The sequence below is a fragment of the Bradyrhizobium sp. UBA2491 genome (assembly GCF_002341725.1).
Lineage (GTDB): Bacteria > Pseudomonadota > Alphaproteobacteria > Rhizobiales > Xanthobacteraceae > Bradyrhizobium.
The window spans coordinates 191,798-205,363 of sequence record NZ_DDOP01000006.1 but is presented as its reverse complement, the minus strand read 5'-3'; the positions used below and the strand labels follow the sequence as shown (position 1 = coordinate 205,363).

Below are 13,566 nucleotides of genomic sequence, written 5' to 3'. Positions count from 1 at the left end.
GATCCAGATACACGGCAATCGCGCGCCCGCGCGTTTTTCATTGCGCAATCACATCGCAAGCTGTGCCGATGTCGCGGTTTCAGCCGCGAACACGCGTCCGGCTGCGCCGCGGCATCATGCCGCCGCCAAGGGTCGGACGACTGTTATCAAACTGTCATGAATCCATTTCAATCGGCCGTTATTGATGAAACTGCAGTCAGTTGAGCTGTCACAAGGGATTTCCGATGAACCCGAACACCAACGGTAGCAGTCACGACGATACCGCCTTCCACCATGAAGCCCCCGAGCAGGAATCCGAGGAGGGCGGCGGCATCAACAAGACGGTCGCGGTTGTCGCGGTGGTGGCTGTGGGTGCTGCCGTGTTCGAAGCTGCCTTGCTCCCGGGACTTGCGCTTGGCGTTGCCGCAGTGGCGGCGCCGAAGTACCTGCCGAAGCTGGCCGGTGCGCTCAACCCGCTCTTCAAATCGACCGTTCGCGGCACCTACAAGTTCGCGCAGAAATCGCGCGAGATGTTTGCCGAGGCACAAGAGCAGGTGAACGACATCGTCGCGGAAGTGAAGTCCGAGAACCAGGCAGATACCAAGGCGGCGAGCAGCCGGACGTCGTCGGCGGCCTGAACCAGGTCGGACCGATCGATGCAAAGCGACGCACCGCGCCGATGATCGACCTTGCGACCTCGGCGCGGCGCGCAATCGTGTTTCACGACGGCCTCATTCGCGTGCCATGCCGGCGTCGGAACGCTGCTCAAGCGAGATGAGATGAGATGAGATTGAACCGTCATCTCGCCTCAGCTTCTTGTTGACGCATGATCTTTTCGGAAAGCCGCTTCGCACTTTTCCGGATCATGCCTTAGAGGAATCCGATGACCAAGATGAAGCTGCAAATTGCGCATCAGGTGCCCGGCCGGATACGCATGAAGGTTCCGTCGGCGAAGGAAAATCCCGAGCTTCTCGAACAGATCAAGCAGACCTTCAGCGTCATCCCCGGCATCGAGGAAGTGACGATCAACCCGACTACGGGAAGCGTCGTGCTGCACTACGACACCGACCGGCATGACGAATTTCACGGCCGGCTGGAGCATCACACCGGCGGTCACTACAGGCCGCCGACCAACGAGATCGACGCGCTGGCCAACAAGATCGAACAGGAAGCCGAGTACCTCGCCGAGCATTCGCACACGGCCAAGGTCATCGTCGACTTCTTCCGGGATTTCGACCACGGCATCAAGGTCGCCAGCGGCAACGTGATCGATCTGAAGATCGTGCTGGCGGCCGGCATCGCCGGCTTCACCGTGTTCGAGGTTGGCGCCACCGCCGCAACGCCGGTCTGGGTCACCCTGGCGGTGTTTGCACTCAACCACATGATCCAGGCCAACATGGCCGCCACCGAGCAGGCGGAGCCGGCGCGCGCGACGGCCTGACCCGCCAGGGGTGAGATTGCAACGTCATGGATTTCAGTTTCTGCCATTCCATGCCAGGGCGCATTCGTCTGAGCATCCCCGCGCTCGGGCAGAACCGCAAGCTCGGCGAGGCATGCCTTGGATGGCTGCGGGCGCAGGACGGCATCAGGACCGCGCGGATCAACTACGATTGCGCGAGCCTCGTGCTGGAATACGATCCGGCACATGAGCAGCGGCTGCTCGCGCTGCTGAGCGGCTTCAAGGCCATGAGCCTGGCGGATTTCAAGGCGCTGTGCGCGCGCGCCGCGCCAACCGCCGATATGCCACGCGCCGGCGCACCGGAGGTCTCGAAGCGCTCACCCCTCACATTGCCGACATTGTCGCTGTTCATGGCGTTCAGCGCCAATCCGGTGGTCACGGCGATCAACATGCCGCTGATGCTGTGGAACGCGATCCCGATCGCCAAGCGCGCCTGGAAGGTGTGGGCGAACGAGAGCCGGCTGAACATCGACGTGCTCGATACGCTCGCGATCAGCGCGTCGGTGCTGCAAGGCAATCCGCTGGCCGGCTGCATCGTCACCTGGCTGATCAAGCTCGGCGACTGGATCCGCGACCTGACCGCCGCGGGCTCGCGGAAGGCGATCAACGAGCTGCTCGAGTTCCAGTCGAAGACCGCCTGGGTGCTGCGCGAGGGCGAGGTGGTCTCGATCCCCGCCGCGGAATTGCAGAACGGCGACATCGTCGTGGTGTATCCCGGAGAAATGATCCCGGTCGATGGCGAGATCATCGAAGGCTCCGCCACCATCGACCAGAAGACCATCACCGGCGAGGGGCTGCCGGTGCATCGAAGCAAGGGCGAAGCCGCCTTCGCCGCTACTGTGATCCGCGAAGGCCAGATCACGTTGCGGGCGCTGCGCGTCGGATCGGCCACCACCGCCGGCCAGATCGTGCGGCTGATCGAATCGGCGCCGATCGGCGACACCCGGATGCAGAACCATGCCGAGCGCTTCGCCGACCGGCTGGTGGCCCCGACGCTGGCGCTCGCCACCGGCACCGCCATGGTCTCCGGCGACTTCAACCGCTTCCTCTCGCTGGTGATCGTCGACTACGGCACCGGCATCCGCGTCGCGGCGCCGACCTCGGTGCTGTCCTCGATGACGCTTGCCGCCCGCACCGGCATGATCATCAAGAGCGGCGGCCACATGGAGAAGCTCGCCGGCATCGACACCATGGTATTCGACAAGACCGGCACGCTCACCCATGGCACGCCGGCGGTCATCGATGTGATCTCGTATCAGAAATACATCACGCCGAACCATCTGCTCGGGCTCGCCGCGGCGGCCGAGACCAAGCTGCAACATCCGGTCGCCGAGGCGTTGCGCAGCCGGGCCCGCCAGCTCGCGGTCAACATCCCGCCGTGCAACGAGACCACCTACCGCCTCGGCCTCGGCGTCGAGGGCCAGGTCAATGGCTATTACGTCCATGTCGGCAACCAGCGCTTCATGCGCCAGAGCGAGATCATCGTCGACGCCGCGGTGCACGACCGCGCCGCGCTCGACGAGCGCGGCTATTCGAGCCTCTACATCGCAGTCGATGGCAAGCTCGCGGGCCTCGTGCCCTACTCCGACGAGATCCGCGAGGAGAGCCGCCCGGTGATCCAGCGCCTGCATGAGCTGGGCGTCAAGAACAGCATCATGCTGACCGGCGACAATGCCGTGGTGGCGCGCGCCGTCTGCAACCGGCTGGGGCTCACCGAGCACTTCGCGGACATGCTGCCCGCCGACAAGGCCAGCGTCATCCAGGAGCTGCAACGCCAGGGACGCCGGGTCGCCATGGTCGGCGACGGCATCAACGATTCTCCCGCGCTCAGCTTCGCCGATGTCGGAATCGCGATGAAGCACGGCGCCGAGGTCACGCACGAATCCGCCGACGTCATCCTGATGGAGGATTCGCTGTGGAAGCTCGTCAAGGCCGTCGAGATCTCGCAGGGCGCGGTCCAGCTCATCAAGCAGAACTACGGCATCGTCGCCGCGCTCAACACGCTGGCGCTGGGACTGGCGTTGCCGGGCGGCCTGATCACGCCCGAGGTGACCGCCATCATCAGCAACGGCTCGGCGATCCTGGCGAGCCTCAACGGCATCCGGCCAATTCTCAGGTATCAATGAGCCAGGATGTCACCCAGCTCGTCCTTCTCCCTCCCGGCGATCACGCCGCACTCCAGGCCGCGGTCAAGACGCTGGAAAGCTCCAATCTCGCGGCAAGGATCGCCGACTATGCCGGCGTCCCCGTCAACCGCGTCCTGAACCTGCTGCCGAAGGCCGCCAACCGTCAACTCAGCGGGCTGGTGCGCACGGCGGTGATGAAGGGGCTGGAAGTCGCGGTCGACACGCTCGACGAGAAGCCACCGCCGGCACCCGCGGTCACCTTCTCGTCGTTCCTCGCCGGCGTGACCGGAGGCGTCAGCGGCCTGTTCGGTTTCGGCGCGCTCGCGGTCGAGTTGCCGCTGACGACGACATTAATGCTGCGTGCGATCGCAGAGATCGCGCGGCACCAGGGCGAGGATCTCTCCAAGATCGAGGCCAGACTCGCCTGTCTCGAAGTGTTCGCCTACGGCACCAAGCGAACCGACGAGACGATCGACGTCGGCTACTATGCCGCGCGCGCGCTGATCAGCAAATACACCAGCGACGCCGCCGCCTATATTCTGGAGCGCGGCGCGGTCGATGCGTCCGCGCCGGTGATCTCCAATCTGGTCAGCGAGATCGTCTCCCGGTTCGGGCTGGTGGTCTCGGACAAGGCCGCGGCCGGCGCGGTGCCGATCATCGGCGCGGCATTCGGCGCCACCGTCAACGTCATCTTCATGGACCATTTCCAGAAGATCGCGAAGGGCCACTTCACCGTTCGCCGGCTGGAGCGGCTCCACGGCAGCGCCGGCGTTCGGCAACATTATGCGGCGATCGCAGCCCGGCTGGCGCCGCAGCGCGGCGTCGCGACCGCATGAGGCGATCGGCAGCAATTGGACATCGGCGCCGTGCTTCCGCCTGAGGACACCAGACTGCGCGACCTTCGCCGGATGCGCACGCTGGCCACGGGTCTGCTCGTATTCATGCTGCTGGTGTTTCTGGCGACCTCGATGGCGCAACCGCACTGGCCGTGGCTGGCCTATCCGCGCGCCTTCGCCGAGGCCGGGATGATCGGCGCCTGCGCCGACTGGTTCGCCGTGGTGGCACTGTTCCGTCATCCGCTCGGGATTCCGATTCCGCACACCGCGATCGTTCCGCAGAGCAAGCAACGCATCGCGGTCGCGCTGGGCCGCTTCATCGCCAACAACTTCCTGTCGCCGCGCGTGGTCGGCGATCGCATCCGCGACGTCGACATCGCGGGCTGGGCGGCGCAATGGATCGAGCGGCCGTCGCATGCCCGCAGCGCGGCGCAGCGCACGGTCTCGGCGGTCCACCAGGCGATGCAGACCACGCCTAGCGCCGACCTCAACGCCTTTCTGACCCGCCGCACCCGGCAGGGCATCGCGGCGATTCCCGCCGCGCCGCTCGCCTCCCGCGTGCTGGCACTGTTGTGGGCGCATGGCAATGCGCAGGCGCTGGTCGAGCGCCTGATCAATTCGGCAAGCGTCGCGCTCGCCAACAACAAGGAGACGATCCGCAAGAAGGTCTCGCAGCGCTCCTACCGGTTCGTTCCCAAATGGGTCGACGGCATGGTGGCCGACCGCGTCATATCGGGCGTCAGCCAGACGCTCGACGAGATGCGCGAGCCGGATCATCCCTGGCGCGTCGAGCTCAAGGCCGAGATCGAGCGCCTGATCGACCGGCTCGCCACCGATCCGGAATACCTCGCCAAAGGCGAGGAGCTGAAGCAGCAGATGCTCGACAATCCCGCCGTGATCGGACAGATCGACGCGATGTGGCACGCCATCGAGGTGCGGCTGAATTCCGCGGCGACGTCGGCGGCGATCGCCGACGCGATCGAAACCGCCCTGATGTCGGTCGCCGCGCGGATCCGGGACGATGCCGAGATGCGCGACCGCATCAACCGCTGGCTTCGCGTCGCCGCGCTGCGCGCCGTTGCATCGCGCCGCCAGGAGATCGCGGCCTTCATCCGCAAGGTGGTGGAGAACTGGGACACCGAAACGCTGATCATGCGGATCGAATTGCAGGTCGGGCGCGATTTGCAGTTCATCCGGATCAACGGCACCGTCGTCGGCGGTCTCGTCGGCTTATTGATCTTCTCAGTGTCACGCTGGCTGTAGCGCGTCATGAGATTAGTTTGAAATGGATCGACAGCGGGCTTCACCTCTCCCCAGGGGAGAGGTGAAGCAGTGCGAGGCCGGACCGATTCTATTCAAACTCATCAGGCTTTAAGGCCTGCCCACGATCAGGGAAAGCGAATGCGGAGCAGCGGCAACTGTTCGAGCTTGTCGACCAGCCGAACCACCTGGCTTGCCGCCAGACCGAGGCAGGCGAAAATGAAGTGACGGCGGGTCAGACCACGCTCACGGTCCGCGAATTCGAGACGCTCGAGGCGCGGCTCGAGAGCAGTGGGCGTACGCAGGGCGGGGAGCGTCGTCATGTGCATCAACCGATCGGAATGCGGATTTCCGGCGCGGCGGTCATCTGCTCGATCGTTCCGTCGAACGACAGGCAGTCCGGATTGTCGCCCGGCATCCCGCGCAGCGTCTCCGCCAGTTGCTCCTGCTCGAGCAGGAACGAGCGGCCGTCGCGCAACCGCGCATAGGCCGCCCAGGGCACGAATTTGGTGAACGGAAACGGGAAGCCCTCGCGCGGCGAGACGTCGATGTTGAGGCCGGAGACGAACAGCACGTTCTTGCCCTGGAACGCCGGCTCGCGCCGGATGCTGCGATAGGTGCGGTCGAACTCGGCCTGGGTGACGTAGCGCGCGGCATCCAATGCCGGGTGCGGCGACGTCACCAGCGCGGGCATCACCGGGCCGAGCGCCGCTTCGAGGATGTCGTGGCCCTCGGGACCCTCGGCCGGCGCGCGACGGAAGTGAAACAGCTCCGGCGACAGCGCAGCGCCGATCGGCGCAGGCTCCTCGCGGAAACGGCTCTCGCCGAGCCGCTCGCGGATCGCCGGACCGGCGCGAAACAGCTTCGATGTGCTGAGCACCTTGAGCGGCTGAAGCGGCATCTCGACCATCCGGTCGAGCCGGAGGAAGAGCCCTTCGCCACGACTGTCATCCAGATATTGATTGTCGATCTGGAACGCCGGCTCGCCATCGATCCGGACGCATTGCACCTGCCGGCAGGCATGGGCGTGTTCGTCCTGATACCAGCGCAACACGCCGCACAGCTTTCCGCAGCAATCGCCGAACCGGCAGCCGTCGGTGCGGTGGCGCTGATAGACACCGAAGCGGCCGTCATCGGGATTGTAGCCGACATGGCTGGCCTGGATCAGCACCAGGTCCTCGCCATGATGGGCATAGGGCCCGTGGCGGTTGATCGCGACCTTGCCGCCAACCCGCCCGTGGTCGAACGGAAACGTTCCGAAATGCTGGGCCAACAGCATCACCGGATAGCCCTGGCTCTCATCGGAGCAGAACGCCCGCGATGGCAGCATGTGCTGGCGCTGGAAGCCAAGCGAACGGCAATAATTGTAGAGCCGCGGAACGAAATGACCGTAGCGCATGGCAAAACGGCCAACCCGGAAGGTTTCGATCATCCGTCGCTGCCTGACCGGTCCGACATGTCCATGATGCCCGCGAGACAACGGGCCCGCCCCCCGTACCGCTGAAGAACGGTAGAGGCCGTTGTTGACGGTTATGTGAATGCGGGCCGGCGCGTGCCTTACCGGGTCACGCGCTCAGCGCCCCCAGCGCAGCACGACCGGATCGAGCGTGCGGGCAATCTCGATCAGCCCGGCGCGCGTCGCCGGATGCAACGGCTGCAACGGGTGGCGGACCATGTCCGACTTGATGACGCCGCCCTCGCGCATCAGCACCTTGCAGGCGCTCAGCCCGCATTGCCGGTTCTCGTAATTGATCAGCGGCAGCCAGCGCGCATAGGCCTGGATCGCCTCGTCGCGGCGGCCGGCGAAGAACGGATCCATGATCTGGCGGATGCCGTCGGGATAGCCGCCGCCGGTCATCGCGCCGGTTGCGCCGGCATCGAGATCGGCCATCAGCGTGATCGCCTCCTCGCCGTCCCACGGCCCCTCGATCACGCTGCCGCCCTTCTCGATCAGGCCACGCAGCTTGTTCGCGGCCATCGGCACCTCGATCTTGAAGTACCTGACATTGGCCAGTTCCTTCGCCATCCGCGCCAGGAAATCGACCGACAGCGGCGTGCCGGCGACCGGCGCGTCCTGGATCATGATCGGGATGCCGATCGCGTCGGAGACCACGCGATAGAACTCGTAGATCGCCGGCTCGCCGACGCGGAAGGTCGCGCCGTGATAGGGCGGCATGATCATGACCATCGCGGCACCGGCGGCCTGTGCCTCGCGGCTGCGCGCGGCGCACACCGCGGAGGAGAAATGCGTCGTGGTGACGATGACGGGGATACGGCCCGCGACGTGCTCGAGCACGGCATGCATCACGGTCTCACGCTCCGCATCGGTCAGCACGAACTGCTCGGAGAAGTTGGCGAGGATGCAGATGCCGTGCGAGCCGGCATCGATCATGAAATCGATGCAGCGACGCTGTCCGTCGAGGTCGAGATTGCCATTGGCGTCGAAGATGGTCGGCGCGACCGGGAAGACGCCGCGATAGGGACGCTGCGCTGAACTCGTCATCTCAAATCCTCCCTCATGATCCGTCGCGGCTTGTTTGGTCACGCGTTGCGGAACGGCAGCGGCGGGCCTTCGAGCCGGCGCAGGCCGGGCTCGCGGCGCTCCAGCCACCAACCATACTGCCGGGGCCAGGATGCGAACACCTCGCCGGCTCCGCCACCCAGCGCAAGCTCGGCATGCAGCGGCCAGTTCGGATCGAACAGCGCCTCGCGGCCGATCGCCACCAGATCGGCGTGGCCATTGGCCAGCACGTCTTCGGCCTGCTGCGGATGCAGGATCAGGCCGACCGCGATGGTGGCGATCTCGGCGGAACGGCGGATTTCGTCCGCATAGGGCACCTGAAAACCATAGCCGCGCGGAATGCGCGCCGCGGTCGCCGAGCCGAGCAGCCCGCCCGATGAGCAATCGATCAGATCAGCGCCGCGCGCCTTGGCTTCGCTGGCGAACGCGATCTGATCCTCGAGCGTCAAGCCACCGTCGACACCGTCGACCGAGGAGATCCGCACCGCCAGCGGCCGCTCCGCGGGCCAGGCGGCGCGCACGGTTTCGATGATCTCGAGCGGATAGCGCATCCGTCCGGCGCGGTCGCCGCCATAGGCGTCGCTGCGGTGGTTCGACAGCGGCGAGAGGAATTGGTGCAGCAGATAGCCGTGCGCGCAATGCACCTCGACGAACTCGAAGCCGGCCTCCACCGCGCGCAAGGTGGCGCGCCGCCATTGCTCGCGCAACGCGGCGAGCTCCTCGACATCGAGCGCGTGCGGCATCAGCCAGCCCTGCTCCATCGCGATCGCGCTCGGCGCCACCGTCCGCCACGGCAGATCGCCGCGGGCGTGGTCGGCATCGTCGAGCGCGGCATTGCCATACCACGGACGCTGCATGCTGGCCTTACGGCCGGCATGCGCGAGCTGGATCGCGGGCACTGCGCCGTTGTCCTTCAGGAAAGCGGCGATGCGCTCGAGCGGAGCGATCTGCTCGTCGTTCCAGATGCCGACATCGCCATGAGTGATGCGGCCCTCGGCGGCCACCGCCGCGGCCTCGACCATCACGAGCCCGGCGCCGCCCTGGGCAAACTTACCCAGATGAACAAGATGCCAGTCATTGGCGAGGCCATCGGTTGCCGAATACTGGCACATCGGTGAAATCAGGATGCGGTTTCGGGAGGTCACGCCGCGAAGCGTGATCGGCTGAAACAGAAGCGGCTGCGACATCGGAACCTGTGCGAATGTTGTGGCGGGGCGAGATGGCGGCGGGAAAGCTATGCGGCGCGCCCCCCGATCGCAAGCGGCGCGGTGGCGCAGGCCGCAAGACCTGCGCGCATGCCGCCGATATGCGATGGCGCGCTCCGCGTAACCCGCAGCGTCTGCCGCAGAAATTTTTCCCGGTCGGTAAATGCTTTCCGTCATGGCCGGGTCACGCGGACAATCGCAATTCGTCGCGGACATGCCTACATTGCGCTCATGAAAAAGATCGGATTCCTCTCCTTCGGGCACTGGACGCCCTCGCCGCAATCGCAGGCCCGCTCGGCCGCCGATGTGCTGTTGCAATCGATCGACCTCGCGGTCGCCGCCGAGGAGCTCGGCGCCGACGGCGCCTATTTCCGGGTCCATCACTTCGCCCGGCAGCTCGCTTCGCCCTTCCCGCTGCTGGCGGCAGTCGGCGCCAGGACCAGCCGCATCGAGATCGGCACCGCCGTGATCGACATGCGCTACGAGAACCCGCTGTACATGATCGAGGATGCCGGCGCGGCCGACCTGATCGCGGGCGGTCGCCTGCAACTCGGCATCAGCCGCGGCTCGCCCGAGCAGGTGATCGATGGCTGGCGCTATTTCGGTTACCAGCCGGGCGAAGGTGAGACCGACGCCGACATGGGCCGGCGTCATGCCCAGATCTTCTTCGACATGCTGCGCGGACAGGGTTTCGCGCAGCCGAATCCGCGGCCGATGTTTCCCAATCCGCCGGGCCTGCTGCGGCTCGAGCCGCTGTCGGAAAGCCTGCGCGAGCGGATCTGGTGGGGCGCCGGATCGAACGCCACCGCGGTCTGGGCGGCGAAGCTCGGGATGAATTTACAGAGCTCGACGCTGAAGAGCGACGAGACCGGCGAAGCCTTTCACATCCAGCAGGCCGCGCAGATCCGGGCCTACCGTGCCGCCTGGAAGGAGGCCGGCCACACAAGGGAGCCGCGGGTCTCGGTGAGCCGCAGCATCTTCGCGCTGGTCGATGATCGCGATCGCGCCTATTTCGGCAACGGGCAGGAGGAAGACCAGATCGGCTTTATCGACGAGCGGACGCGCGCGATCTTCGGCCGCGGCTACGCCGCCGAGCCCGACAAATTGATCGAGCAGCTCAAGACCGACGAGGCGATCGCCGAGGCCGACACGCTGCTGCTGACCGTCCCCAACCAGCTCGGCGTCGCCTACAACGCGCATGTGATCGAGAGCATCTTGACCCATGTCGCGCCGGCGATGGGGTGGCGCTGAATCGACACCGGCAGCAGCGCGACCGTTCCGCCGGAACTTTGTTCGCAAACGCGGAGAACTACGGAAACACAACGGCGCGTTATGTGAAGAACAGGTCGGGTACCGTTCGCAAAACGCGGACGTTGCGTGAACAGATCGCCGTAGTCTCCCGGAGCGGCGACGCAAGCCGACCGGTTAGCGCTCCCGCCTGTAACGGCGCGGCGAGGCTGGCGCATAATAAGGATTGACCAGACAGGTCGCCGGAAGTCCCACAGCTCCGGCCTGGCACTGATCGAGCGACGTGAAGTTGCAATCCATTCGTTCGCCGATCAGCACGCCGTAAACATGCATACAGATCGGGTAGCGCGGATCATACGTTTGTGCGGATGCCGGGGTGGCCATCCAGAGCGCGCCCAGCGCCAGCAACAACACTCCAAGCCACTTCACGTCCGGTCTCCCGCGTCACCTATGCCGCCCCAGTTCGCGGAGCGGTCGTCTCGCCGACAAAACTGCCTCGCGAATGGGCCTGAAGATTGGAGCGGGCGAAGGGAATCGAACCCTCGTATGCAGCTTGGGAAGCTGCCGTTCTACCATTGAACTACGCCCGCAAAACCAATGCTTTAGCGGCACAATCCGTCCGTCGACAGCGGCCGCGTGCTTAAGGTGTACCGCGTGAGGTCTGCGAAATCTAGCCCCCACCGCCGCGGCGCGCGCCGGTTAGCGTTGATCGACAAGACGCGGGGGACGATCCCTTGGGCGCGTCGGGCAACTGCCTCATCAGGCCCGCCCGTGAAACGTATCGTCATGAGCATAGATCGTCGGACAGTTCTCCCACTGTGCCAATTCCTCGGCGTGCGCCAGCGCCTCCGCGAAAGAGCACGGCTGTTCGCCCTGCATCGAGATGATCGGATCAAACCTTCTCAGGTAGATTCCTGGGTCCGAGCCCCACCCGTCCGGGCTGAAATGGGCGGCCTTGGACCGGTCGGTCGACCGCACAGGCTGGGGTCGGGGCGGCACATTTTGGAATACGCAGCTAATCGGCTGGCCGTGAATTGTAACACTTATGACGACGTAAAAATGATGAGAACCGATCCGCGCCCGGAGATCGCGAATAGCGTCATCTGAGAAAAGCGCAGCGTCTTCCCACGCAGCTCGCCACGCGGAGAAAATCGAAGCATCGATCGGCTCGACCTTGGCCATCTTGCTCCAGCCTCGCTAGCCGCTCGTCATTCTAATCTGTCTGGGAACAGCCAGCAAACAGTCCCATATCGCCAATCGACCTGTCAGCGGCATGGGCCACACCGCAACGTCGGCGGTCTGAATCAGCGTGATCGCGCTACTTGCCGGTAGGGCCGGCCTGCCACACGCTCGGGCAAGACGACGACCCACCGCATTCATCACACCTTAGTGCCCCATGCGCACGAGCACGTCGTTGATCACAAACGGCGCCCCGACAGATGCGTCGCAACTGCCGCTGCGCGCATAGATGCAGGCGTCGCCGATGCCGACATGGGTACAGCTCTGCCGTGAGAAATCCGCCGGCAGATCGCCGGCCGCCGCGGGCCGGGCGATGATGCGATTGAAGGCCGGGCTGGTCGCCTGCAACAGCGGCGGCAATATCAGCTCGGCGAGCGGGTCGGCGGGCGCGAGCACATAGAGCGGCACCGATCCGACCAGCCGGTCGCGCCCCGGCAGCAGCTGAAAGCGCACGTTGTAGAGCGCGAGGCCGCACATCTGCGGATCATGGCGCAGCTCGGCGGCGAGTTGTGCCGCGCCGACACCACGGGTCCAGTAGTCGCGCATCGCTTCGCTGGCACCGGCGAGCGCCACCGAGAGCAAGGCCCAGCCGGCCGTGACGACCGGCAGCGCCCAGCGGCGCCATCCGGGTTTGGCACGGAGCGATTGGACCCAATCGGCCGACCCCAGCGCGGCAACCAGAATGAGCAACACCACCGAGAGGAAGACGAAGCGGTATTCCTTGTGCGCGATCAGGCTGTGGAAGGCGAGGTTCACCAGCGCCACGGCGAGCAGCAGCGGCGCGTGCCGCCAGCCGCGCCAGATCGCGACGATCGGCAGCATGATTGCCGCCGACCAGACCACCAGGAAGTTGCCGAGATAGGCCGATGGCGGCGTCACGCCGAAGTCGGCAGCGCGATCGTGCAGCAGGTTCTCCTCGATATTCCCGACCAGCCAGGCAAACGGCACCACGCCATGCGCGAGGTCGATCACGGCCGCCAGCAACAGCGCGGCGAGCCCGCCGGCGACCAGCGGCAACAGGTTTCGCCAGCGCGGCCAGCAGGCGCCGAGCGCGAGCACGGCGATCGCCGGCGCATACTGAAAGCGGCAGACAAAGGCGAAGGCGAGCAACGCGCCGCCGATCGCGAGACGCCGCGGCGATGGACCGTTGGTTACCAGCAGCGCCGCCGGCACGATCAGCGCCGTTGCCAGCGGCTCGCCCAATGTGTGTGGCGCGAGCAGGACCAGTTCGAACCAGACCGCGGCGACGAAGGCCGCGACGATGGCGTGGACGCGCGAGATCCGCGCGCCAAGGAACCAGGCGCTGACCACGATCGACAATGACGCGGATGCGACCACCAGCCGCGCCGCCAGGAAAGCGCCGGTGCCACCGGGCGCAACCGCATCACCGATCGCGACCGGTCCGGCCAGCAATGTCGGCAACAGCCAGCCGCGGATGCCCGTACGCCATTCCCACGTCAGGATGCTGTCGTGACCGAGCATCTGCCGCGCCGGCTCGAGATACTGAAAGATCTCGTCGGGATACATCACATTGGGCCAGACGGCGGCGGCAAGCCGGACGACCAGCGCCAGCAGCAGCAATGCGAACAGCGGATGAGACCACCCCGTCGCCCTGCCGACCGTGCCGGCACTGCCGGGCGCGGCCGTGGCGCTCGTGCTCGTCATCGTTCCGCCGATCGTATCGTGGAGCAGC

General features: G+C 65.7%; 13 protein-coding genes and 1 tRNA gene. 6 read left to right on the top strand and 8 right to left on the bottom strand.

Annotated elements, in window-relative coordinates:
- Positions 1-224: 224 nt before the first annotated feature.
- From B2W55_RS02390 to B2W55_RS02370, 5 genes are all read left to right on the top strand, one after another.
- Positions 225-617 (top strand): DUF5132 domain-containing protein, encoded by a 393-nt coding sequence (locus B2W55_RS02390; protein ID WP_024581758.1) that lies wholly within the window; start codon positions 225-227, stop codon positions 615-617.
- A 245-nt stretch (positions 618-862) separates the two neighbouring features.
- Complete coding sequence (locus B2W55_RS02385; RefSeq protein WP_024581757.1) at positions 863-1,420, top strand: HMA2 domain-containing protein; 558 nt, start codon at positions 863-865, stop codon at positions 1,418-1,420.
- A gap of 26 nt (positions 1,421-1,446) precedes the next feature.
- Positions 1,447-3,564 carry a heavy metal translocating P-type ATPase gene (locus B2W55_RS02380; RefSeq protein ID WP_024581756.1) on the top strand — a complete coding sequence of 706 codons (2,118 nt, stop codon included), beginning with the start codon at positions 1,447-1,449 and terminating at the stop codon, positions 3,562-3,564.
- Complete coding sequence (locus B2W55_RS02375) at positions 3,561-4,400, top strand: EcsC family protein (protein WP_024581755.1); 840 nt, start codon at positions 3,561-3,563, stop codon at positions 4,398-4,400. The genes B2W55_RS02380 and B2W55_RS02375 overlap by 4 nt, the downstream gene beginning before the upstream one ends.
- Positions 4,401-4,430: 30 nt before the next feature.
- Positions 4,431-5,663, top strand: coding sequence for a DUF445 domain-containing protein (locus tag B2W55_RS02370; protein ID WP_029879201.1), 1,233 nt, complete (start codon positions 4,431-4,433; stop codon positions 5,661-5,663).
- Between the two features lie 125 nt (positions 5,664-5,788).
- On the opposite strand, the gene B2W55_RS02365 is transcribed toward B2W55_RS02370, so the two are convergent.
- The 4 genes from B2W55_RS02365 to B2W55_RS02350 form a co-directional block, all read right to left on the bottom strand.
- Positions 5,789-5,983 (bottom strand): hypothetical protein, encoded by a 195-nt coding sequence (locus B2W55_RS02365; RefSeq protein WP_145987201.1) that lies wholly within the window; start codon positions 5,981-5,983, stop codon positions 5,789-5,791.
- A 5-nt stretch (positions 5,984-5,988) separates the two neighbouring features.
- Entirely contained in the window at positions 5,989-7,092 is a 1,104-nt protein-coding gene (locus B2W55_RS02360; protein ID WP_024581752.1) for a hypothetical protein, read from the bottom strand.
- 141 nt (positions 7,093-7,233) lie between these two features.
- Entirely contained in the window at positions 7,234-8,163 is a 930-nt protein-coding gene (locus tag B2W55_RS02355; protein WP_024581751.1) for a dihydrodipicolinate synthase family protein, read from the bottom strand.
- A 38-nt stretch (positions 8,164-8,201) separates the two neighbouring features.
- Positions 8,202-9,368 (bottom strand): NADH:flavin oxidoreductase/NADH oxidase, encoded by a 1,167-nt coding sequence (locus B2W55_RS02350; protein ID WP_024581750.1) that lies wholly within the window; start codon positions 9,366-9,368, stop codon positions 8,202-8,204.
- Positions 9,369-9,617: 249 nt separating this feature from the next.
- Here B2W55_RS02350 and B2W55_RS02345 point away from each other — a divergent pair, with 249 nt between their 5' ends.
- A complete protein-coding gene (locus tag B2W55_RS02345) occupies positions 9,618-10,637 on the top strand; it encodes an LLM class flavin-dependent oxidoreductase (protein WP_024581749.1) in 1,020 nt (339 codons plus the stop codon).
- Positions 10,638-10,811: 174 nt separating this feature from the next.
- Here the strand turns inward: B2W55_RS02345 and B2W55_RS02340 are convergent, their stop codons facing one another.
- The 4 genes from B2W55_RS02340 to B2W55_RS02325 all read right to left on the bottom strand — a co-directional run bounded on the left by B2W55_RS02340 (position 10,812) and on the right by B2W55_RS02325 (position 13,538).
- A complete protein-coding gene (locus B2W55_RS02340; protein WP_371412471.1) occupies positions 10,812-11,018 on the bottom strand; it encodes a DUF3551 domain-containing protein in 207 nt (68 codons plus the stop codon).
- Positions 11,019-11,150: 132 nt separating this feature from the next.
- Positions 11,151-11,224 (bottom strand) — tRNA-Gly (locus B2W55_RS02335).
- Positions 11,225-11,393: 169 nt separating this feature from the next.
- Positions 11,394-11,816 carry a hypothetical protein gene (locus B2W55_RS02330; RefSeq protein WP_024581747.1) on the bottom strand — a complete coding sequence of 141 codons (423 nt, stop codon included), beginning with the start codon at positions 11,814-11,816 and terminating at the stop codon, positions 11,394-11,396.
- 204 nt (positions 11,817-12,020) lie between these two features.
- A complete protein-coding gene (locus tag B2W55_RS02325; RefSeq protein ID WP_035636012.1) occupies positions 12,021-13,538 on the bottom strand; it encodes a 4-amino-4-deoxy-L-arabinose transferase in 1,518 nt (505 codons plus the stop codon).
- Positions 13,539-13,566: the final 28 nt, after the last annotated feature.

Bases quoted from the DNA above. Each gene is read 5' to 3' on its own strand.
- B2W55_RS02390 (WP_024581758.1), top strand. From the start codon at position 225: ATGAACCCGAACACCAACGGTAGCAGTCACGACGATACCGCCTTCCAC.
- B2W55_RS02385 (WP_024581757.1), top strand. From the start codon at position 863: ATGACCAAGATGAAGCTGCAAATTGCGCATCAGGTGCCCGGCCGGATA.
- B2W55_RS02380 (WP_024581756.1), top strand. From the start codon at position 1,447: ATGGATTTCAGTTTCTGCCATTCCATGCCAGGGCGCATTCGTCTGAGC.
- B2W55_RS02375 (WP_024581755.1), top strand. From the start codon at position 3,561: ATGAGCCAGGATGTCACCCAGCTCGTCCTTCTCCCTCCCGGCGATCAC.
- B2W55_RS02365 (WP_145987201.1), bottom strand. From the start codon at position 5,983: ATGACGACGCTCCCCGCCCTGCGTACGCCCACTGCTCTCGAGCCGCGC.
- B2W55_RS02360 (WP_024581752.1), bottom strand. From the start codon at position 7,092: ATGATCGAAACCTTCCGGGTTGGCCGTTTTGCCATGCGCTACGGTCAT.
- B2W55_RS02355 (WP_024581751.1), bottom strand. From the start codon at position 8,163: ATGACGAGTTCAGCGCAGCGTCCCTATCGCGGCGTCTTCCCGGTCGCG.
- B2W55_RS02350 (WP_024581750.1), bottom strand. From the start codon at position 9,368: ATGTCGCAGCCGCTTCTGTTTCAGCCGATCACGCTTCGCGGCGTGACC.
- B2W55_RS02345 (WP_024581749.1), top strand. From the start codon at position 9,618: ATGAAAAAGATCGGATTCCTCTCCTTCGGGCACTGGACGCCCTCGCCG.
- B2W55_RS02340 (WP_371412471.1), bottom strand. From the start codon at position 11,018: ATGGCCACCCCGGCATCCGCACAAACGTATGATCCGCGCTACCCGATC.
- B2W55_RS02330 (WP_024581747.1), bottom strand. From the start codon at position 11,816: ATGGCCAAGGTCGAGCCGATCGATGCTTCGATTTTCTCCGCGTGGCGA.
- B2W55_RS02325 (WP_035636012.1), bottom strand. From the start codon at position 13,538: ATGACGAGCACGAGCGCCACGGCCGCGCCCGGCAGTGCCGGCACGGTC.